Raw genomic sequence first — 20,703 nt, 5'->3', positions numbered from 1 at the left:
TCACGGTACAGGGACAAGGGTGCGTAGCTCTCCCCGGTCAGAACCAGTGCAGGCAGTGCGGGGCGACGTCGCTCGCGAACAGCGCGTCCGCGCGGGCGGCGGCGGCCGGGTCGTGCGCCCGGATGTGTCCGGCCCTTACGAGGGTGCTCGGCCGGGTGCCGCCGAGGTAGACCGAGCCCAGGTCCCGTACGTCCAGCGACAGGTCGGGCCGCCGGTCCGTGGCCACGCACTCCGCCCTGCCGTCGCGCACGGTCAGCAGGTAGCAGCCGTGCTCGCCCAGGAACGGGTCGGCCACGTCCAGCACGAGCTCCCCGTCCGTGGACCAGCCGCGCGCCGTCAGCGCCCGCGGTACGTCGAGCAGGCGCACCCAGAGCCAGTCCGTGTGGCCGCCGACCTCGCCGGCCCGGATGTCCGCGAGCTGCCGGCGCAGCGGGTGTTCCGGCGGGACGTGCCGGAACACGACCTGGGAGACCAGGTCGTGCCCGAGGGCGTACCGGGCCAGGGCGGTGAAGGCCGCGTCGTCGGCGGCGATGGTCTCGTCCACCGTCAGGGTGCCGGACTCGGTCGAGTAGCTCGCGTACCCGTTCGGTGTGCCGTCCGCGTCCCGGTGGACGGCCACATAGCGGGGCGCACGGGACACCGGGGGCTGGCCCGCGCCCAGGTCCCACCAGTGGTGCGGCCGGGACAGCGCGCCGGGCTGCGCGCGGCGGTACCGGTCGTAGACGGCTTCGAGGATCTCGCCGCAGTCGGCCCGCCGCAGGACCTCCACGGAACCGGAACCGGAGCCGGAACCAAAACCGGAGCTGGTCCCGGAGCCGGACCCGTCCTCGGCCGCACCGCCCCGCGGCTCCGCCCACTCCGCCCGGTGCCGCTGCACCGTCAGCCGCGCCGTCATCGTCGCCGGGCCGTACCCGTACCGCCCGTAGATCCGCGCCTCCGACGCCAGCAGCACCGACAGGAACTCGCCCCGTTCCCGCACCTCGGCGAGCTGGTGGCGCATCATCGCGCTGAGCACGCCGCGCCGCCGGTGCGAGGGCAGGACGCCGACGGCGGTCACTCCGGCGGCCGGGGCGAGCTCGCCGCCGGGGAGGGTCAGCTCGAAGGAGTGCGCGGCGGCGGTGCCCACGGGCTTGCCGTCCGGTGCCACGGCGAGCAGGCCGCGGTCCATCTCCAGGGCCGACCACCAGCGTCCGCCGTCCGCGATCGGGGTCTCCGGGAACTGTCCGAAGGCCGTGTGGACGGTCTCCACGAAGACCTGGAAGTCCTCGTCGGTCGTGGGACGGATCTCCATCACTGGGTTTTCTCCTCGGGGTCGGAAAGGGGCTCAGGGTACGGGTGACCCCGCGCCGGGCGCACCGGATTACCGGCGGACGGAGCGCAGGGTCACAGCCCCGCGGAAGCCCCCCGGCGCCATCCTCGACATCGCGTCCAGCGACGCGTCCGGCACCGGAAGCAGGTGGGCGTCGACCCAGGTGTCCCCGGTCGCGCCGTTCGCCCACGGGTCGTCGATCACCACGGCGCCGGGCACGACACCGTGGCAGAGGACCCAGTGCGGCACCTCGAACCCCTGCATCGCGGCGAGCGAGAGCAGCAGGAGTACGTGGTCCTGCCGGCCGATCGCGTCCCGGACCGCGCTCAGCGGGAGGTGGTCCGGGTCGACCGGTACGCCGATGCGCCCGGCCTCCGTACGGGATTCCCGCTGGAGCAGCGCGCGCCACTCCGCCTCGCCCGGGTCGAGGTGGTCGAGCATGACCGGCCGGTCCGTGTCCAGGTGGACCGTCACCCCGCACGACGGCTGCGCGCGGCGCAGGGCGACGCCCAGGCCGACGGGCTCGCACGCCATGAAGTTGGTCGCGTCCCGCCACAGCGTCAGCTCCGCACCGCGGTCCAGCGCCTCGCGCGGCAGGGCGCCCGCGTGCACCTGCGCGACGAGGGCGGTGACGGCACCGCAGCTGAAGTGGGTGGTCTGCCCGTAGTACGGAGGCGCGGTAACCTCGCGCCCGTAGTACGGAGGCTCGGTCACCGCGCGCCCGCAGTACGGAGGCGTGGTCACCGCGTCCTCGCTGAGCCACCGGACGTAACCACTGGCCGGCCCGTTCGCGCCCGCCGACTGCGAGAGCGGCGGGTCAAGAGGCGCGAAGCCCTCGGCGGCCGCCTCCTCCGGCGTGACCGTCCAGCCTTCCCACTTCAGCTGTACGAGGCCCTGTTCGCGCGCGTGCACGGCGACGGCCTCCATGACGGCCGGTACGTCACCCACGGCATCCACGATCTTCAGATACGCCGTGCCAGGGCGGGCGGTCACGAGCGCGGCGCCCGTCCACTCCTCGCCGGCACCGGGGACGGCGACGATCTGCGGGGCGTGGGCGGAGCGGTCGACCGTGTCCCAGCGCTCCGCCACCTCCGGAGGGAGTGCGGACGCGAGGCCGGGCTCGTACGGCATGACGACGCTGTTCACGGACGGCAGGGACCCTTCTTGCGCGGCGGGGGACGATGGCATGCGAGTGCTCCAGGGAAAGTCACGCGCGGGACTGCTTCAGCACCCACACGAAGTACGGCGCGCCGACCAGCGCGATCATCAGCCCCGCCGGCACCTGGGAAGGGGCCGCGACCGTGCGCCCGAGCGCGTCCGCCACGCACACCAGCACCCCGCCGAGCAGCATCGCGACCGGGATCGCGCGGGCCTGCCGGGCGCCGACCAACGAACGGGCGAGGTGCGGGGCCACGAGCCCGACGAAGCCGACGACGCCGATGGCGATCACGCTGAGCGCGGCGAGCACGGCGGCTATGGCCAGGGCCGCGAAGCGGGTGCGCTCCACCCGGACGCCGACGATGCGCGGGGTGTCCTCGTCCACGGCGAGCAGGTCGAGCCGTTCGCGCATGGCCAGCAGTACGGGGAGGACGAGGGCCAGGGCCACGGCTACCGGGACCGTGTCGGAGAACGTACGGCCGTAGGTGGTGCCGGAGAGCCAGGTGAAGATGCGGGGCGTGTTGTACGGGTTGGCGCGCAGCAGCAGGAACGTGGTCACGGCGCTGAGGCCGTACCCCACACCGATGCCGATCAGTACGAAGCGGTCGGGCAGGAAGCCGCCGCGCCAGGCCAGCAGGGCGATCACCGCGAAGGTGGCGAGCCCGGCCGCGACGGCGACCGCGACGAGCACCGTCCGTCCGCCGCCGAGCCCCGAGGTGACGACGCCCGCAGCGCCGAGACCGGCGCCCGCCGTGATGCCGAGGATTCCCGGCTCCGCGAGCGGGTTGCGTACGGTGCCCTGCACCACGCATCCGGCGAGTCCGAGCGCCATGCCGGCGAGGATCGCGGCGGTGACCCGGGGCACCCGGTCGTCCAGGGCGGCCCCGATCAGGTCGGGGGCGGTGCCCTGGAGCCAGAGCGCGACATCCCCGGTCTTCAGCCAGAGGCTCCCCGCCAGGGTGCCGACGAGGGCGACCACGGCCAGCAGGACCGCCGCGCCGGTCACGACGAGGAGGTAGGCGCGCCGGGTGCGGGCGGCGACCCGGGCCCGTGGCGGCTGCTGGATGCGGCCGGTGTCGCGCAGCCGCAGCGCGAGGACCACGATCACGACGGAGCCGAGCAGCGCGGTCGGCACCCCGGTCGGGATGGAGGCCGCCCCGTCCGCCCCCTGCACCGCGCGCAGGACCGCGTCCGCGAGCAGGATGAGCAGCGCGCCGAGCAGACCGGCGGCGGGGATCAGGAGCAGGTGCCGGCGCAGCGCGCGGACCCGCCCGGCGATCAGGCGGGCGAGGACGGGGGCGCCGAGGCCGACAAAGGCCATCGGGCCCGCGAGCGTGACCGAGGTGCTGGTCAGGAGGACCGCGCAGACCACGGCGAACACCCGGGTGCTCCGGATCGGCACGCCGAGGGTGGCGGCGGTGTCGTCGCCCAGGTTCATCACGTCGAGCCGCCGGGAAAGGGCGAGGGCGGCGCAGAGCACGAGGGCGACGAGGGGGATGGCGCGCAGCGACGCGTCGATGTCGAGCTGCGAGAGCGAACCGCTGCCCCAGGCGTAGAGGCCGGTGGTGTTCTGCTTGAACAGGATGAGGAGCATCCCGGTCGCGGAGTCCAGGGCCATCGCCAGCGCCGATCCGGCGAGGATGAGACGGGTGCCCGAGGTGCCCGCCGCCCGGCCCGCGAGGAGCAGCACGAGCGCCGCCGCGGCCAGGCCGCCGGCGAAGGCGACGACACCCGAGGCCCACAGCGGTACGGAGAGGCCGAAGGCGGCGACGAGCGAGACGGCGAAGTAGGACCCGGCCGACACCGCGAGGGTGTCGGGCGAGGCCAGCGCGTTGTGCGTGACGGACTGGAGCAGGGTGCCGGCGCAGCCGAGGGCGAAGCCCACCGCGACGCCCGCGAAGAGCCGCGGCAGCCGGGAGCCGGTGAGGATCTCGCCGACCGGCGCGCCGTCGGCGCTGTCCCGCTCCCCGGCGAGGTGGCGCACCAGGTCGCCGAAGCCGACGCCCGAGGTGCCCTGGGTCAGGTGCCACAGGCCCACCAGGACGGTCGCGGCGAGGAGGACCGCCAGGACGGCCGCCCCGGCGGGAGCGCCGCCGCGTTCCTTGAGTGGGTGTGTGGACGCTCCCTCGGTGGGTACGGCGCTCACTTCTTGTCGAGTACGTCGACGTAGGCGTCGATCGCCTGCTCGTTGGAGCGGGGGCCGCCGGCGCCCCACACCCGGGCCGGGAAGGCGTGGGCGCGGCCTTCCTTGACGGCCGGGAGCTTCTTCCAGATGGGGTTCTTCTGGAGCGCGGCGACGTAGCCGCCGGCGCCCTCGTCGTTGGCGTAGAAGAGGTTGGCGTCGCCCACTGCGACAAGGCCCTCGACATCGGTCTGCGCGAGGCCGTAGGCGGGGTCGACGCCGCCGTCGCCGTGCTCCTTGTTGACGCTGCTGGTCCATGCGGGCTTCAGGCCGAGTTCCTTGCCCAGCTCGGTGAAGAGGGCGCCGTCGCTGTAGGGGCGGACGGTGAGGTTGTTGCCCTCCAGCCAGCCGTCGAAGAACACGAAGTCCTTCGTCGGCAGGTCGGCGTCGGTGACCTGCTGCTTGGCCTTCGCGAGGTGGGCGTCGAACTCCTTGAGGACCTGGTCGGCGCGCTCGGTGCGTCCGGTGGCCTGGCCGATCATGCTGAAGACCTGGCGCATGTTCCCGATCGGGTCCTTCGGGTTGGCGCCGCGCGTGGCGAGTACGGGGACGCCGCGCTTCTCCAGCTTCTTGATCATCTCGTCCTTGGCGTCGAACGCCTCCACGACGATGAGATCGGGCTTGGCCGCGTACAGGGTGTCGAGGTCGGGCTCCTCGCGGGTGCCGATGTCGGTCACCCCGTCGGGCAGCTTCTCCGCGCTGACCCAGGTGCTGTAGCCCTTCGCGTCGGAGACGGCGGCGGGGGTGACGCACAGGGTCAGCGCGTCCTCGACCTGCTGCCACTCCAGGACGGCGATGCGCTTCGCGGGCTTGTCGAGCTTCACCTGCCGGCCGACGCCGTCCGTGAGGGAGACGGGACCGGTCGACGTGGTGGTGGTGTCGTCGGCGCAGCTCTTGGACGCCGGGGCCGCACTGGTGCTGCTCTTGGCCGTGACGTCGTCGGCGTCGGTCGTACCGCAGGAGGTGAGGGCGAACAGGGCGAGCCCGGTCGAGGCTGCGGCCGTCAGGCGGCTGACGCGGTTCATGGAGGGTCCTCTTTCTCAAAATGTTCGGGGGATGCGGCGGAGCGCGGCACGGCTGCTCCGGGAAGGGGTGGGGCCTCGTCAGGTGAGGTGGCGCCCGAGGGGGTCGATGCGCAGCCGGCCCGTACGCGGGTCGAGGGCGACGTCGACGCGGATGTCGTAGACCAGGCCGATGTTCTCGGCGGTGAGCACGTCGGCGGGGGTGCCCGCCGCGTGGATGCGGCCGGCGTGCATGAGGACGAGCGTGTCGGCGATCCGGGACGCCTGGTCGAGGTCGTGGAGCACGATGCCGACGGCGAGGCCGTGCCGCTCCACGAGGTCCCGCACCAGGTCGAGCGTTTCGAACTGGTAGCGCAGGTCCAGGTGGTTGGTCGGTTCGTCCAGCAGCACGACGCCTGTGTCCTGGGCGAGGCAGGCCGCGAGCCAGACGCGCTGCATCTCGCCGCCGGAGAGCTCCCCGACCTGCCGGTCCGCCATGTCCCGGACGCCGGTGACGCCCATGGCGCGGTCGACGGCGGCACCGTCCTCGGGGGTGGGTCCGGCGAAGCCGTGCCGGTAGGGGTGGCGTCCGAAGGCCACCACCTCGGCGACCGTCAGCCCCTGGGGTGCGGGCCGCGACTGGGAGAACAGGGTGACCTCGCGGGCGAATCCGCGCGGGCTGAGCAGGGCCGCGTCGCGCTCGGCCGTCCCGTCGGCGGCGCCGAGGGTGACCCGGCCGCCGTCCACCTGGTGCAGCCGGGACAGCGCGCGCAGCAGCGTGGACTTGCCGCTGCCGTTCGGCCCGACGAGGGCGGTCGCGCGGCCGGGCTCCAGGGTGACCGAGACGCCGTGGACGACCGGCTCGCCGCCGTAACGCAGCACCAGGTCGCGCCCGTGGAGCGCGGACGCCGGTGCGGCGGGGCCGTCCGGGAGTCTTCCGGCACGGCGGAAGGGGCTTGTGAACATGACGAGGTCCGGGTGATCGGAGGGGCGCGGTGTGGGGCACCCCCCGCCCGGCCTTCACGGGCCGGGCCGCGCGCTCTCCCGTACGCGGACAGCACCGCATCCGGGCGTGCGCGGGCAGCACCGCGCACGGCGAGCAACAACTAAGGGTTACCTAACTCGAAGAAGACTATATTCCGCTTGTCATGCAGACAATCCGGTGTTCTCGCCACCCGATACGGGATTCCGGACATCCCCGGAGGCCGCAGCCGCCCCGGAGAACGCGCCGGGCGTGGTGCCCATGACGCGCCGGAACGCGGCGATGAAGGAGCTGGGCTGCGCGTAGCCGAGCTGTTCGGAGACGGACATCACATCGAAGCCGTCGGACAGGAGCATCAGTGCCCGGTGCACCCGGAGCATCTGCCGCCACTGTGCGAAGGAGAGCCCGGTCGACCGGCGGAACGCGCGGGTGATCGTGCGGTCGCTGGTGCCCAGACAGCGCGCCCACTCCTCCAGCGAGCGGCCGTCGGCGGGATCGTCCAGCAGGGCTTCGGCGATGGCGTCGATCCGGGGGTCGCCGGGCAGCCGCAGCGCCAGCTGGTGTTCCGACGGCTCGATCACGTCGAAGACCACGGCCTCCGCCCGCAGCCGGGCGGCCTCGGCGAGGTCCGTGCGCGACAGGTGCGTCAGCAGCGATACGAGCAGCGGAGTCATCGCGATCGCCTTCGGCTCCCCGAAGGCGAAGGGTGTGCGGGCGGGGGCGAAGAAGGCGCTGTGGAAGCGGGCGCCCTCCGTCGCCCGGCCCGCGTGCACCACCCCGGCGGGCATCCAGAGCCCGTGCCCCTCGAACACCGTGAAGACCCGGTCGCCCACCCGGGACGTCAGCGTGCCGCCGCGCACCCAGACGAGTTCGTGCAGCCGGTGCGCGTGCTGGGTCCACTCCGTGGGGGCGGGGACGATCCGGAACTCGGCGACGACGGCGCCGGAGTCCGTCGCCCGCTCGGGCAGCGCCCCGGCCCGGCGTACGACCGTGCCCGCCTCGCGGCGCCAGAGCCCCGGGCTCACCTCAGGGGACTGCGACCGGACCATACGAGCGAGTCTAAGCGGCCACCCCGATCCGGTTCCCGTTGCGCCGTGTGGCATCGAACTCATCGCCAAGGTCGGCCAAAGGGCGTGTCCCGTACCTGATTCCGGCCTCCCGGCGACCTACGTTGTCCCGGTGGAGCAGCACAGGACACGTCCCCCGCAGCGCAGGCAGACCCGGCAGGCCCCGTTGTCCCCGCTGGGGACGGCCAAGGGAGCCCGGAAGGCCGACGGCGCGGGGGCCCTCGGTTACCGGGTGATGCGCGCGCCCGCCGGGCGGCCGGTCCCGCCCGCCGCGGGCGTCCTGCGCCGGCTGCCCAATCCCCGGCTCACCGGGATCGGCGCCGGGCTCTTCGCGGCCGCCGCGATGTTCCTGACCGGGTGCCTGGACTGGCTGCTGTTCGATGAGTCGCCGGTCGTGTTCGGCGTGCTGTTCCTGCCTGTCAGCGCGCTCACCGCGCTCTGGGTGCGGCCTGCGGACCTGGTGACCGCGCCCATCGGCGTGCCCATCGCCTTCGCGCTCGGCATCGCCCCCATCGCGGGCGGCACCGGCGGCCTGGGCGGCCGGACGATGGCCGTCGTCACCGCGCTCGCCGTGCACGCCGGCTGGCTGTACGGCGGCACCCTCGTCGCGGGCCTCATCGCCTCCGTACGCAAGGTGCGGCTGATGAGGGCCCGGCAGCGGCGGCTGCTGCCGGCCGCGCACACCGCCCGGCCGGCCGCCGCCACCGCCTCACCGGCGCCGGCGGGCCGCGCGGCGGGGCGAGCGGCGGGGCGAGCGGCGGGGCAGACACCCCGCCGGCCCTCGCAGCGCTGAGCCGGGGCCCTCGCGCCGAACGGGCCTCCCCCGCGCCGAGCCGTCAGTCCGAAGCCGCCTTCGCGGCCATCGCCGCGCCCACGATCCCCGCGTTGTTCTGAAGCTCCGCCGGGACCATCTCCGCCCGTACATGCTCGATCAGCGGCAGGAATTTTTCGGCTTTACGGCTGATTCCGCCGCCGATGATGAACAGTTCGGGCGAGAACAGCATCTCCACATGGGCCAGGTACTTCTGGAGGCGGCGGGCCCAGTGGTGCCAGCCCAGGTCCTCGTCCTCCTTGGCCTTCGTGGAGGCGTGCTTCTCCGCGTCGTGGCCGCCCAGCTCCAGATGGCCGAGCTCCGTGTTGGGGACGAGCCTGCCGTCGGTGAAGAGCGCGCTGCCGATCCCCGTACCGAGGGTCAGCATGATCACCGTGCCCTTGCGGCCCCGGCCCGCGCCGAACGTCATCTCGGCGATGCCCGCCGCGTCCGCGTCGTTGAGCACGGTGACCGGGAGGCCCAGCTTCTCGCCGAGCAGATGACGGGCGTCCTGGTCGATCCAGCCCTTGTCGACGTTGGCCGCGGTGCGGGTGAGGCCGTCCGTGACGACGCCCGGGAAGGTGATCCCGACCGGGCCCTTCCAGTCGAAGTGGCCGACGACCTCGGCCACGCACCCGACGACGTCCTCAGGGGTCGCCGGGTGCGGTGTCAGCACTTTGTGGCGCTCCTGCGCCAGGTCTCCGCGGTCCAGGTCCACGGGAGCGCCCTTGATCCCGGATCCGCCGATGTCCACGCCGAAGATCTCCATGTGATCCACGGTACGGGCAGCGGCGCGCGCTCACTCCCGGAACGGCATCCGAAGGACGCCGGTCACTCGCCCTTGAGGGCCGCCGCCTCCGCGCGCAGGTCGCGGCGCAGCTCCTTGGGCAGCGAGAAGACGATCGACTCCTCGGCGGCCTTCACGATCTCGACGTCCTCGAAACCCCGCTCGGCCAGCCAGGCCAGCACGCCGTCGACCAGCACCTCGGGCACGGAGGCCCCGGAGGTGACGCCGACCGTGGAGACGCCGTCCAGCCACGCCTCCTCGATCTCGTCGGCGCCGTCGACCAGGTGCGAGGCGCCCGCGCCCGCGCCGAGGGCGACCTCGACCAGGCGGACCGAGTTGGAGGAGTTCTTCGAGCCGACGACGATCACCAGATCCGCGTCGGCGCCCATCTGCTTCACCGCGGTCTGGCGGTTCTGCGTGGCGTAGCAGATGTCGTCGCTGGGCGGCGAGATGAGCAGCGGGAACTTCTCCTTGAGCGCGCCGACCGTCTCCATCGTCTCGTCCACGGAAAGGGTGGTCTGGGAGAGCCAGACGACCTTCGACGGGTCGCGCACCTCGACGTTCTCGACGTCCTCGGGGCCGTCGACCAGGGTGATGTGCTCGGGGGCCTCGCCGGAGGTGCCGATGACCTCCTCATGGCCCTCGTGGCCGATGAGGAGGATGTCGAAGTCGTCCTGCGCGAAGCGGACGGCCTCCTTGTGGACCTTGGTGACCAGCGGGCAGGTCGCGTCGATCGTGGCGAGCTTCCGCTCTGCCGCCTCCTGGTGCACGGTCGGGGCGACGCCGTGCGCGGAGAACATCACGATCGAGCCCTCGGGGACCTCCGCCGTCTCCTCGACGAAGATCGCGCCCTTCTTCTCCAGGGTCTGTACGACGTACTTGTTGTGGACGATCTCGTGGCGCACGTAGACCGGGGAGCCGTACTGCTCCAGGGCCTTCTCCACGGCGATCACGGCACGGTCCACGCCCGCGCAGTAGCCACGGGGAGCGGCGAGGAGGACGCGTCGGGGGGTCGTAGCAGTCATGCGTCCCATCGTAAGGCCGTACCGGACGGGCGGAGGGAGGGGCGGGTCGGGAGACTGGAGGGACGCCGACTACGGAGGGCTCATGGCCGACAGCGGTACGCGATCCGACAGTGCCGGCTCCACGGAGCGGGCGCGGCTGCGGCGGACCCTCGGCTTCCGGGACCTGGTGGTCTACGGGCTGCTCTTCATCGCCCCCATGGCCCCGGTCGGCGTGTTCGGGACGCTGGACGCGAAGTCGGACGGGGCGGTCGCACTGGTGTACGTCGCCGCGACCGTCGTGATGGCGTTCACCGCGTTAAGTTACGCACAGATGGTGCGGGTCGCCCCGATGGCCGGGTCGGTGTTCGCGTACGCCCGCAAGGGGCTCGGGGAGGGGCCGGGTTTCATCGCGGGGTGGATGGCGATGCTGGACTACCTGCTGATCCCGGCGGTGGCGTACCTCTTTTCGGGGATCGCGATGAACTCGCTGGTTCCCGGGGTCTCGCGGTGGGTATGGACGGCGCTCGCGGTGGTCGTGACGACGCTGCTCAATCTGTGGGGCGTGCGGGCCGCCGCCCGGGTGGGTTTCGCGGTGCTGGCGATGGAGATCGTGGTGCTGCTGGTGTTCGTGGCGTCCGCCGTGGTGGTGCTCGTACGGGACGGGGCGCAGCGCGGCTGGCTGTCGCCGCTCACCGGGGATTCCGGGTTCTCCACGACGGCGGTGCTGGGCGCGGTGTCCGTGGCGGTGCTCTCGTATCTCGGGTTCGACGCCATCGCCTCGTTCGCCGAGGAGGTGACGGGCGGCTCGGCGCAGGTGGCGCGGGCGGTGCTGTTCTGCCTGGTGCTCGCGGGGACGCTGTTCGTGGCGCAGGCGTATCTGGCGGCCCTGCTGGAGCCGATGACCTCGGCGGAGCTGACCGCCGATCCGGGGGCGCAGGGCTCGGCGTTCTACGACACGGTGGACGCCTCGGTGGGGACCTGGCTGCACGATCTGGTGGCCATCAGCAAGGCGATCGGGGCGGCGTTCGCGGCGCTGGCGGGGCAGGCGGCGGCGGGGCGGCTGCTGTTCGCGATGGCCCGGGAGCGGCGGCTTCCGGGGCTGCTGTCGCGGGTCGATCCGCGTTCGGGGGTGCCCCGGGTGGCGATCCTGCTGGCGGCCGTCGTGACGCTGGTGGCGGCGGTGTGGGCGGCGCGGCGGGACGACGGGCTCGATCATCTGGTCTCGGTCGTGGACATCGGCGCGCTGACGGCGTTCGTGCTGCTGCACGCGTCGGTGGTCGGCTGGTTCGTGGTGCGGCGGATGGCGGGCGAGCCGAGCTGGTGGCGGCATCTGGTGGTGCCGGTGGTGGGGGCCGGGGTGCTGGTCGCGGTGATCGTGGAGGCGACGGGGAGCGCGCAGGTGGTGGGCGCCTGCTGGCTGGCCGTGGGTCTGGTGGTGCTGCTGGTGCAGCGGGGGCGGCGGGGCGTGGCCCCGTAAGGCGTGACGGGGCCCGTTGTCGGTCCCGGCCGTTACGCTCGCTCGCATGGCTCTGAACACTTCCCCGGAAGCGCCGCTGCCCGTCGGTGACGTGTCGCGGCTGATCGGCGGCTGGATCGACCGGCTCGGTGCGGTCTGGGTCGAGGGCCAGATCACGCAGCTGTCCCGGCGGCCCGGTGCCGGGGTGGTGTTCCTGACGCTGCGCGACCCGTCGCACGACATCTCGGTGAGCGTGACGTGCTTCCGGCAGGTCTTCGACCGGATCGCCGATGTCGTCTCGGAGGGCGCGCGGGTCGTCGTCCTCGCCAAGCCGGAGTGGTACGCGCCCCGGGGGCAGCTGTCGCTGCGGGCGACGGAGATACGGCCGGTGGGCATCGGCGAGCTGCTGGTGCGGCTCGAACAGCTGAAGAAGTCCCTGGCCTCCGAGGGTCTTTTCGCCCTGGACCGGAAGCGGCCGCTGCCCTTCCTGCCGCAGCTGATCGGCCTGGTCTGCGGCCGGGCCTCGGCGGCCGAGCGCGATGTCCTGGAGAACGCCCGCCGCCGCTGGCCGGCCGTCCGCTTCGAGGTCCGCAACACCGCCGTGCAGGGGGTGCACGCGGTCAGCCAGGTGGTGCGGGCGGTCAAGGAGCTGGACGGCATCCCGGACGTGGACGTGATCGTCGTGGCGCGCGGCGGCGGCAGCGTCGAGGACCTGCTGCCGTTCTCGGACGAGGAGCTGATCCGTACGGTCGCGGCCTGCCGTACGCCGGTGGTCTCGGCGATCGGGCACGAGCCGGACTCCCCGCTGCTGGACCTGGTCGCGGACGTACGGGCGTCGACGCCCACGGACGCGGCGAAGAAGGTCGTGCCCGACGTGGGCGAGGAGCTGGACCGGGTGCGGCAGCTGCGGGACCGGGCCCTGCGGACGGTACGGGGGCTGCTCGACCGGGAGGAGCGGGGTCTGGCCCATGCGCTGGGGCGGCCCTGCATGGAGCACCCGCAGCGGATGGTGGACGAGCGCGAGGCGGACGTCGACGCGCTGGCCGGGCGCGCCCGCCGGGTGCTGGGCCATCTGCTGGACCGGGCCGATTCGGAGCTGTCCCACACCAGGGCCCGGGTCCTCGCGCTGTCACCGGCCGCGACCCTGGAGCGCGGTTACGCGGTGCTCCAGCGCCCGGACGGGCATGTGGTGCGGGAGCCCGCGGACGCGGGCGCGGCCGGGGAGCCGCTGCGGGCCCGGGTGTCGGGGGGCGAGTTCGCGGTGCGGGTCGCGGAGTAGGGCGGGCCCCGGGCCCCCAGGGGCGGGAATCGGCGCAGAGGCCGGACACATGACGACGCATAGGGTGGAAGACATGACGGACGACGGGACGGCGGCCGCCGCCGCGACGAGCCCGCTGGGCTACGAGCAGGCGCGCGACGAGCTGATCGAGGTGGTGCGCCGCCTTGAGGCGGGCGGGACCTCGCTGGAGGACTCCCTCGCGCTCTGGGAGCGCGGCGAGGAGCTGGCGAAGGTGTGCCGGCACTGGCTGGAGGGCGCCCGCGCCCGGCTCGACGCCGCGCTCGCGGGGCCGCCGGAGGACGAGGCGTAGCCGCGGGGCGAGGCGGGCGAGGCACGGGCGAGGCACGGGCTTATTCCGGCTTTCCCGCGTGAGTCTCCCCACTTCCCATTTAGTTGAAAGTTAATGCACTTCCGCCGTACCGTGATCGTCGTGGCCGGTTCCCCCGTGTCCGTGGCCCGATCCCCCCGTGTTCGTCCGGAAGGTAATACGCACGATGTCCCTCGTTCTTGACCCCGCAGCCCAGGACCTCCTCTTCCGCGAGGCCCGCACCGCCAACACGTTCACCGACGAGCCGGTGACGGACGAGCAGGTCCAGGCCATCTACGACCTGGTCAAGTACGGCCCGACCGCCTTCAACCAGTCGCCGCTGCGCGTCGTCCTGGTGCGCTCCGAGGACGCCCGCGCGCGTCTGGTGCAGCACATGGCCGAGGGCAACCAGCCCAAGACCTCGACCGCGCCGCTGGTCGCGATCCTGGCCGCGGACAACGAGTTCCACGAGGAGCTGCCGGCCCTGCTGCCGCACTTCCCGCAGGCCAAGGACATGTTCTTCTCGGAGCGCCCGGTCCGCGAGTCCGCCGCCTCGCTGAACGCCGCCCTCCAGGCCGCGTACTTCATCATCGGCGTGCGCGCCGCCGGTCTGGCCGCCGGCCCGATGACCGGTTACGACGCCGCGGGCATCGAGAAGGAGTTCCTGGACGGTGACCACAAGGTCCTGATGGTCGTCAACATCGGCAAGCCGGGCGAGGACGCCTGGTTCCCGCGCCTGCCGCGCCTGGCGTTCGACGAGGTCGTCAAGACCGTCTGAGTCACGGACGTTTCCGAACGGCTGAACACGGGGAAGGCCCCGGAGCACCCGCTCCGGGGCCTTCCCCGTTTTTCCGTACGCCGTACTGCGGTCAGGACGTCTTGAGCGCCGCCACCATCTCCGCCAGCCGCTTCGCCGGGGCCGAGCCGGTCACCACGGTCGTGGCGCCCTTCTCCTCGCGCACCAGCGCGTCGTACTTCGGGCCCTCCCAGCGCTGCCAGGTCTGCCCGGCGACCTCCTGGGTGCGCCCGGTGTTCTTGGCCTCCTGGCTCACCTGGGAGATGTAGGAGTTCGCCGGGGCCGTGGACTGCTCCACCGCGACGTACTTGCCGTCCGGGTCGAGGAAGCCCAGGTGCCAGCTGTTGCCCTTGTCCCGTTCGTACGTGACCGAGGTGGGCTTCCAGCCCGCGGGCAGGCCGTCGGGGGCCGCCACCGGGTACGGCGCGGCGCGCCGCGCGGTCAGGAGCTCGACGCGGTAGTCGACCGCCTTGACCGGGTCGGCCTTGTCGTCGTGCGGGATGAAGATGTAGACGACACCCGCCACGGCGGCGATCGCCAACAGCGACAGGATCATGTCCCGGACGGTCTGCTTGCCTTGCTTGCTTGCCACGCCCCCATCGTCGCATCAGCCTCCGTGCGCCCGAACCGGGGGCCACCCCGCTCAAACGTGACCCGGTCTGCTCATTTTATCGGCCTGCCGATAGAGTCAGATCACCCTCATCCGGTCGTCGCCGTACAGAAAGGTGCGCTCCGATGTCCGAGCATCATCTGCCGTCCCAGCTGGAGGTCTCCCCGGAGGCCCCCGACCGCAACCTCGCCCTGGAGCTGGTCCGGGTCACCGAGGCCGCCGCCATGGCCGCCGGGCGCTGGGTCGGCCGCGGGGACAAGATCGGGGCCGACGGCGCCGCCGTGAACGCCATGCGGACCCTGGTCTCCACCGTCTCCATGAACGGCGTCGTCGTCATCGGTGAGGGCGAGAAGGACGAGGCGCCCATGCTGTTCAACGGCGAGCACGTCGGGGACGGCACCGGGCCCGAGGTGGACATCGCCGTCGACCCGATCGACGGCACGACCCTCAACGCCAAGGGCATGCCGAACGCGATCGCCGTCCTGGCCGCCGCGGACCGGGGCGCGATGTTCGACCCGTCCGCCGTCTTCTACATGGACAAGCTGGTCACCGGCCCGGAGGCGGCCGACTTCGTGGACATCAACGCCCCGGTCTCGGCGAACATCCGCCGCGTCGCCCGGGCGAAGAACTCCACGCCCGAGGACGTCACCGTCGTCGTCCTGGACCGCCCGCGCCACGACGGCATCGTCAAGGAGATCCGGGAGACCGGCGCCCGCATCAAGTTCATCTCCGACGGCGACGTGGCCGGCTCGATCATGGCCGCCCGCGAGGGCACCGGCGTCGACCTGCTCATGGGCATCGGCGGCACGCCCGAGGGCATCATCTCGGCCTGCGCCATAAAGTGCCTCGGCGGCGTCATCCAGGGCAAGCTCTGGCCGAAGGACGAGGCCGAGCGGCGGCGCGCCCTGGACGCCGGGCACGACCTGGACCGTGTGCTGTCCACCGACGACCTGGTCAGCGGGGACAACGTGTTCTTCGTGGCGACCGGGATCACCGACGGCGAGCTGATGCGCGGGGTGCGCTACCGCTCGGAGACGGCGACCACGGAGTCCATCGTCATGCGGTCCAAGTCCGGCACCATCCGGACGATCAGCTCCACCCACCGGCTGTCGAAGCTGCGCGCCTACAGCGCCATCGACTTCGACCGCGCGAAGTAGCGACTTCGCACCCGCCCGAAGAGGCGCCCCCCATGTGCGGTGGGGGCGCCTCTTCGTATGTGCGGATACGGGAGCGGCGGCCCGGTCAGCCCGCCGCGGCCACCCGGCCCGAGGCGCCCGCGGCCTTCAGCTCCACATCCCGCCGCCGGCGCCGGGCGAGCGCCACGCGGCGCTCCGCGGCCGTCAGGCCGCCCCACACCCCGTACGGCTCGGGCTGCATCAGGGCGTGCTCGCGGCACTCCACCATCACGGGGCAGCGCGCGCAGACCCGCTTCGCGGACTCCTCGCGCGAGAGGCGGGCGGCGGTCGGCTCCTTCGACGGGGCGAAGAACAGCCCGGCCTCGTCCCGGCGGCACACCGCCTCCGAATGCCAGGGGCCTGCCTGATCCTCCCGAGCGGGGACCCGCTGCGGGGGGACGGCGGCGACCTCCAGGGGCTGATGCGGCAGTTGCAGCACGGTCCACTCCTGACGACAGGCTTCGCGAGCGAGGGGCGATGCAGCAGTCCCTACCCGCTGTGCGCGCGCCTATGCACTGAGTGGTACTCAAGTCCGTTTCACGTATGTGCGGTCGAGTGCTCTTCCGGCCGGATGAAACGGCTCGGCGACCGAGGCTCAGCGGCCGAGGTGTTTACGCAGCCGGTCCTGGAGGTCCGCGATGAACTTGCCGCGTTTCGGCTTCGCCTCCACGCTGCCGAACACCGAGTATCCGTTGACGACGACCACCGGCGCCTCGGGGTCGGCGGATTCCAGCGTGCGGACTTCGAAACTGCCGAAAATGCCCGTCCCGCTGCCGCGCATCGAGATGTTCTCGGGGACCCGGATCTCCACGCTGCCGAAGACGGAGGTCGCGTTGATGACGGTGAGACGCTGGCCGAAAAGCGCCTCCGTCAGGTCGATTTCCACACTGCCGAACAGCGAGAACGCATTCGTGCGGGCGCCCACCCGCCAGCGGCCCTTGCGGGTGGAGCTGCTGAAGATCGCCACCAGATTGTCGGCGGGACCGGCGGCCGGCTCGGGGCCGTACCCGTAAGGCGTGCCGGCGGCGGTCCTGGGCGCACCGCCCGGTGCCGGCAGATCCCGTACGAGCGGTTCGAGCTCGCCGACGGTCTTGGCGCGGTAGACGGAGTCGACCCGCTCCGCGTGCTCCTCGGCGGTCAGCCGGCCCTCGGCCAGCGCCTCGCGCAGGATGTCCGCGATCCGGTCGCGGTCCGCGTCGGAGGCGCGGATGGCGTCGGCGTCCGCCGGTGCGGTGGGCTGCTGGGGCTGCTTGTCGAGGTCCACCGGCCCAGCTTACCGAAACGCGATAGATCGCGACAGGGGTGGCGGGTCCTTCGGTGAGCCCTACCTCACAAGCCCGCCGCTTCCGGCGCGTCCTACCCTGGTGGGTGCGCTGTCCAAGGGTGGCCAGCCGCTGTCTGCCGAGTGAGGAATGGCCGTAATGCCAGAGTTTGCGTACTCCGATCTGCTCCCTCTGGGAGAGGACACCACGCCGTACCGTCTGGTCACCGCCGAGGGTGTGTCCACCTTCGAGGCCGACGGGCGTACGTTCCTCAAGGTCGAGCCGGAGGCGCTGCGCACCCTGGCCGCCGAGGCCATGCACGACATCTCGCACTATCTGCGGCCCGCGCACCTGGCGCAGCTGCGGCGGATCGTGGACGACCCGGAAGCCTCGTCCAACGACAAGTTCGTCGCACTCGACCTGCTGAAGAACGCGAACATCGCCGCCGCGGGTGTCCTGCCGATGTGCCAGGACACCGGCACCGCGATCGTCATGGGCAAGCGCGGGCAGAACGTGCTGACCGAGGGCGGTGACGAGGAGGCCCTGTCGCGCGGCATCTTCGACGCGTACACCAAGCTCAATCTGCGTTACTCGCAGATGGCCCCGCTGAACATGTGGGAGGAGAAGAACACCGGCTCCAACCTTCCCGCGCAGATCGAGCTGTACGCCACCGACGGCGGCGCGTACAAGTTCCTCTTCATGGCCAAGGGCGGCGGCTCGGCCAACAAGTCGTTCCTCTTCCAGGAGACGAAGGCCGTCCTCAACGAGGCGTCCATGATGAAGTTCCTGGAGGAGAAGATCCGTTCGCTGGGCACCGCGGCCTGCCCGCCGTACCACCTGGCGATCGTCGTCGGCGGCACGTCCGCCGAGTTCGCGCTGAAGACCGCGAAGTACGCCTCCGCGCACTACCTGGACGAGCTGCCCGCCGAGGGCTCCCCCACCGGGCACGGCTTCCGCGACAAGGAGCTGGAGCAGAAGGTCTTCGAGCTGACGCAGAAGATCGGCATCGGGGCGCAGTTCGGCGGCAAGTACTTCTGCCACGACGTCCGCGTGGTGCGCCTGCCCCGGCACGGCGCCTCGCTCCCCGTCGCCATCGCCGTCTCCTGCTCGGCGGACCGCCAGGCCACCGCGAAGATCACCGCCGATGGCGTCTTCCTGGAGCAGCTGGAGAAGGACCCGGCCCGCTTCCTGCCGGACACCACCGACGAGCATCTGGACACCGAGGGCGACGTCGTCCGCATCGACCTGAACCGGCCGATGGACGAGATCCTCGCGGAGCTGACCAAGTACCCGGTCAAGACCCGGCTCTCGCTGACCGGTCCGCTGGTCGTGGCGCGCGACATCGCGCACGCCAAGATCAAGGAGCGCCTGGACGCGGGCGAGGAGATGCCGCAGTACCTGAAGGACCACCCGGTGTACTACGCGGGTCCGGCGAAGACCCCCGAGGGTTACGCCTCCGGTTCGTTCGGCCCGACGACGGCCGGCCGCATGGACAGCTATGTCGCGCAGTTCCAGGCGGCGGGCGGCTCCAAGGTGATGCTGGCCAAGGGCAACCGCTCCAGGCAGGTCACCGACGCGTGCGGTGAGCACGGCGGCTTCTACCTCGGCTCGATCGGCGGCCCGGCGGCCCGGCTCGCGCAGGACTGCATCAAGAAGGTCGAGGTCGTCGAGTACGAGGAGCTGGGCATGGAGGCGGTCTGGCGGATCGAGGTGGAGGACTTCCCCGCGTTCGTCGTCGTGGACGACAAGGGCAACGACTTCTTCACCGAGCCCGCCCCGGCGCCCACGTTCACCAGCATTCCGGTGCGCGGCCCGGGCCTGGGCTGAGCCCCGCGGCGAGACGGTATCCGGTGACAGGGGGGGCGATGGCCGGCGCCGCGCGCGGTGAGCGCGCCTTCCGTTCCATGGTGGCCGGGTACGCGGTCTCCTCGTACGGCACGTTCCTCAATATGGTGGCGCTCAATCTCTTCGTCTACGAGACGACGGGGCGGGCGCTCGCGATGGGGCTGTTCATGGCCCTGCGGCTGGGGGCCGGATTCCTCGCCGGGCTGTTCGCGGGCGGGCTGCTCGCGCGCCGCACGGCGAAGAGCGTGATGCTCTGGACGAATATCGCGCAGGGCGCCGTGATGGTGCCGCTGATCGTCGCGCCGGACGGCTGGCGGACGCCCGCGCTGTTCGCCGTCTCCGTGGTCGTCGGGGCCTGCGGGACGCTGTTCACGGTGGCCCTGCGCAGCTCGGTGCCGGAGATGGTGGGCGAGGAGCGGCGTTCCTGGGCGAACTCGTTGTCGGTGACCGGGCGTTCGCTGGCGATGGTGGCGGGCTTCGCCTCGGCGGGTGTGGTCGTGTCGCTGGTGGGGTACACCGCCGCGTTCGTGGTGGACCTGTGCACCTTCGCCGTCTGCGCGCTGACGGTGGCGCTGCTGCCGGTCGCGGGCGGCGGGAAGGGGCGCGCCGAGACGGCGCCCGCGAAGGAGGACGAGCCCCGGCGGCGGAGCCCGGTCGCCTTCGCCGCGCTGGCCGCGGTGCCGGGGCTCGGGCTGATGGTGGGGCTGCGCGGGGTGGACGCGCTCGGTTCCTCGTCGCACAACGCGGCGCTGCCGGTGCACTCCGCCGCGCTGGACGACGCGCACCCCGCGCTGTTCGTCAGCGCGTTCTGGTGTCTGTGGGCGGTCGGCAACATCGTGGCGCAGCAGGTGATCCAGCGGTACGGGCGGCGCACCGGCCGGTCCGTGGGCGCGGCGGGCTTCGGCTACGGCACCTGTGTGATGTCGGCGGCGTTCATCCTGGCGTTCGCCGGGTTCCCGGTGGCGGCCACGGCCGTGATCGCGCTGGTGGCGGGCGCGGCGGACGGCCTGACCGAGGTCTCGTACACCTCGCACCTCCAGACCCTGCCGGCCGGGCCCCGGGCGCACGCCTTCGGGCTGTCCGCGACGGTGGAGAACCTGGGCTTCGGGGCCGGGATGATCGCCGTGGCGGCGGCCCTGGAGCACTTCAGCCCGCTCGCGGTCGTCGGCTGGTCGCACGGCGCGGCCCTCGCCGTCGCGGTGGTGTTCCTGGTGCGCACGGCGGGAACGCGACGGGCACAGGCGGCCGCACCGGCGCCGTGACGGCGTGACGGACCTGGCGGTCATGGCGGGACAGCGGCCCCGGCCGGACGCGGGGCCCCTACACGTACATCGGAAATCAGCCAATCTCGCGTAACCGGCGCGACGCCCGCGCCACGGCGCCGGCCGGACCCGCGGGGACCCGGCAGGGACCGGAGCGGGGCCCCGAACGCCCGCCCGGCCTTCGCGGCGCCCTGCGGCGCACCGCCGCTTTCGCGCACCGGGCCGCCCGCCGGACTTGCGGGGCAGCACACGAATGCGGTGGGTTGTCCGGCGTTGCCGGAGAACTCCGCACCGCCGGGCGGCCGGCCCGGTGCCGCCGTCGGAAGCGGGCGCCCCCACGGGTCCGCGGCCGTCCTCGCCCCCTGCCGACCCCGTCCGAATCCCGGGCGGCAGTGCCACCCTCACCGTCC

The 20,703-nt window shown here is 72.5% G+C and carries 19 protein-coding genes; 8 read left to right on the top strand and 11 right to left on the bottom strand.

All coding sequences use genetic code 11. From position 1 onward, the window contains the following. Positions 1 to 37 precede the first annotated feature (37 nt). The 6 genes from OG338_RS19965 to OG338_RS19940 form a co-directional block, all read right to left on the bottom strand. Entirely contained in the window at positions 38 to 1,291 is a 1,254-nt protein-coding gene (locus OG338_RS19965; RefSeq protein ID WP_405938624.1) for a GNAT family N-acetyltransferase, read from the bottom strand. A 69-nt stretch (positions 1,292 to 1,360) separates the two neighbouring features. Continuing rightward, a complete protein-coding gene (locus tag OG338_RS19960; protein WP_405938623.1) occupies positions 1,361 to 2,497 on the bottom strand; it encodes a peptidase C39 family protein in 1,137 nt (378 codons plus the stop codon). 19 nt (positions 2,498 to 2,516) lie between these two features. Beyond that, a complete protein-coding gene (locus tag OG338_RS19955; RefSeq protein ID WP_405938622.1) occupies positions 2,517 to 4,613 on the bottom strand; it encodes an iron ABC transporter permease in 2,097 nt (698 codons plus the stop codon). Then, the gene (locus tag OG338_RS19950; RefSeq protein ID WP_405938621.1) at positions 4,610 to 5,674 is read right to left on the bottom strand and encodes an iron-siderophore ABC transporter substrate-binding protein; all 1,065 of its coding nucleotides are present in this window, start codon (positions 5,672 to 5,674) and stop codon (positions 4,610 to 4,612) included. Before OG338_RS19950 ends, OG338_RS19955 begins: the two co-directional genes overlap by 4 nt. Positions 5,675 to 5,752: 78 nt before the next feature. After that, a complete protein-coding gene (locus tag OG338_RS19945; protein WP_405938620.1) occupies positions 5,753 to 6,616 on the bottom strand; it encodes an ABC transporter ATP-binding protein in 864 nt (287 codons plus the stop codon). Positions 6,617 to 6,796: 180 nt separating this feature from the next. Then, positions 6,797 to 7,681, bottom strand: a complete 885-nt coding sequence (locus OG338_RS19940) for a helix-turn-helix domain-containing protein (RefSeq protein WP_405938619.1) — start codon at positions 7,679 to 7,681, stop codon at positions 6,797 to 6,799. Between the two features lie 253 nt (positions 7,682 to 7,934). On the opposite strand from OG338_RS19940, the gene OG338_RS19935 reads away from it, so the two are divergent. After that, the gene (locus OG338_RS19935) at positions 7,935 to 8,492 is read left to right on the top strand and encodes a DUF6542 domain-containing protein (protein ID WP_405940472.1); all 558 of its coding nucleotides are present in this window, start codon (positions 7,935 to 7,937) and stop codon (positions 8,490 to 8,492) included. Between the two features lie 43 nt (positions 8,493 to 8,535). Here the strand turns inward: OG338_RS19935 and ppgK are convergent, their stop codons facing one another. Then, positions 8,536 to 9,279, bottom strand: coding sequence for a polyphosphate--glucose phosphotransferase (gene ppgK, locus OG338_RS19930; RefSeq protein WP_405938618.1), 744 nt, complete (start codon positions 9,277 to 9,279; stop codon positions 8,536 to 8,538). A gap of 62 nt (positions 9,280 to 9,341) precedes the next feature. Then, entirely contained in the window at positions 9,342 to 10,331 is a 990-nt protein-coding gene (locus tag OG338_RS19925) for a 4-hydroxy-3-methylbut-2-enyl diphosphate reductase (protein WP_405938617.1), read from the bottom strand. A 73-nt stretch (positions 10,332 to 10,404) separates the two neighbouring features. Between OG338_RS19925 and OG338_RS19920 the strand changes: the two genes are divergently transcribed. From OG338_RS19920 to OG338_RS19905, 4 genes are all read left to right on the top strand, one after another. Continuing rightward, positions 10,405 to 11,778, top strand: coding sequence for an APC family permease (locus OG338_RS19920; RefSeq protein WP_405938616.1), 1,374 nt, complete (start codon positions 10,405 to 10,407; stop codon positions 11,776 to 11,778). 46 nt (positions 11,779 to 11,824) lie between these two features. Then, the gene (gene xseA / locus OG338_RS19915; RefSeq protein ID WP_405938615.1) at positions 11,825 to 13,036 is read left to right on the top strand and encodes an exodeoxyribonuclease VII large subunit; all 1,212 of its coding nucleotides are present in this window, start codon (positions 11,825 to 11,827) and stop codon (positions 13,034 to 13,036) included. Positions 13,037 to 13,109: 73 nt separating this feature from the next. Further along, positions 13,110 to 13,346, top strand: coding sequence for an exodeoxyribonuclease VII small subunit (locus tag OG338_RS19910; RefSeq protein WP_405938614.1), 237 nt, complete (start codon positions 13,110 to 13,112; stop codon positions 13,344 to 13,346). Between the two features lie 184 nt (positions 13,347 to 13,530). Further along, a complete protein-coding gene (locus tag OG338_RS19905; RefSeq protein WP_405938613.1) occupies positions 13,531 to 14,121 on the top strand; it encodes a malonic semialdehyde reductase in 591 nt (196 codons plus the stop codon). Positions 14,122 to 14,212: 91 nt separating this feature from the next. Here OG338_RS19905 and OG338_RS19900 read toward each other — a convergent pair whose 3' ends face one another. After that, positions 14,213 to 14,731, bottom strand: a complete 519-nt coding sequence (locus tag OG338_RS19900; protein ID WP_405938612.1) for a DUF4245 domain-containing protein — start codon at positions 14,729 to 14,731, stop codon at positions 14,213 to 14,215. A 143-nt stretch (positions 14,732 to 14,874) separates the two neighbouring features. Here OG338_RS19900 and glpX point away from each other — a divergent pair, with 143 nt between their 5' ends. Further along, positions 14,875 to 15,906, top strand: a complete 1,032-nt coding sequence (gene glpX, locus OG338_RS19895) for a class II fructose-bisphosphatase (protein ID WP_161209672.1) — start codon at positions 14,875 to 14,877, stop codon at positions 15,904 to 15,906. 85 nt (positions 15,907 to 15,991) lie between these two features. Here glpX and OG338_RS19890 read toward each other — a convergent pair whose 3' ends face one another. Then, on the bottom strand, positions 15,992 to 16,363 hold the full coding sequence (locus OG338_RS19890) for a WhiB family transcriptional regulator (protein WP_405938611.1): 372 nt from the start codon (positions 16,361 to 16,363) through the stop codon (positions 15,992 to 15,994). Positions 16,364 to 16,519: 156 nt separating this feature from the next. After that, on the bottom strand, positions 16,520 to 17,188 hold the full coding sequence (locus OG338_RS19885; protein ID WP_405938610.1) for a DUF1707 domain-containing protein: 669 nt from the start codon (positions 17,186 to 17,188) through the stop codon (positions 16,520 to 16,522). A gap of 148 nt (positions 17,189 to 17,336) precedes the next feature. Between OG338_RS19885 and OG338_RS19880 the strand changes: the two genes are divergently transcribed. Then, positions 17,337 to 19,013: a fumarate hydratase gene (locus OG338_RS19880; RefSeq protein WP_405938609.1), complete on the top strand. Its 1,677-nt coding sequence runs from the start codon at positions 17,337 to 17,339 to the stop codon at positions 19,011 to 19,013. Between the two features lie 80 nt (positions 19,014 to 19,093). Next, positions 19,094 to 20,293, top strand: a complete 1,200-nt coding sequence (locus OG338_RS19875; RefSeq protein ID WP_405940471.1) for an MFS transporter — start codon at positions 19,094 to 19,096, stop codon at positions 20,291 to 20,293. Positions 20,294 to 20,703: the final 410 nt, after the last annotated feature.

The organism is Streptomyces sp. NBC_00726, from assembly GCF_045161735.1.
Classification (GTDB): domain Bacteria; phylum Actinomycetota; class Actinomycetes; order Streptomycetales; family Streptomycetaceae; genus Streptomyces.
The sequence above is the reverse complement of the archived record's forward strand: the minus strand, read 5'-3'. Positions and strand labels throughout refer to the sequence as shown.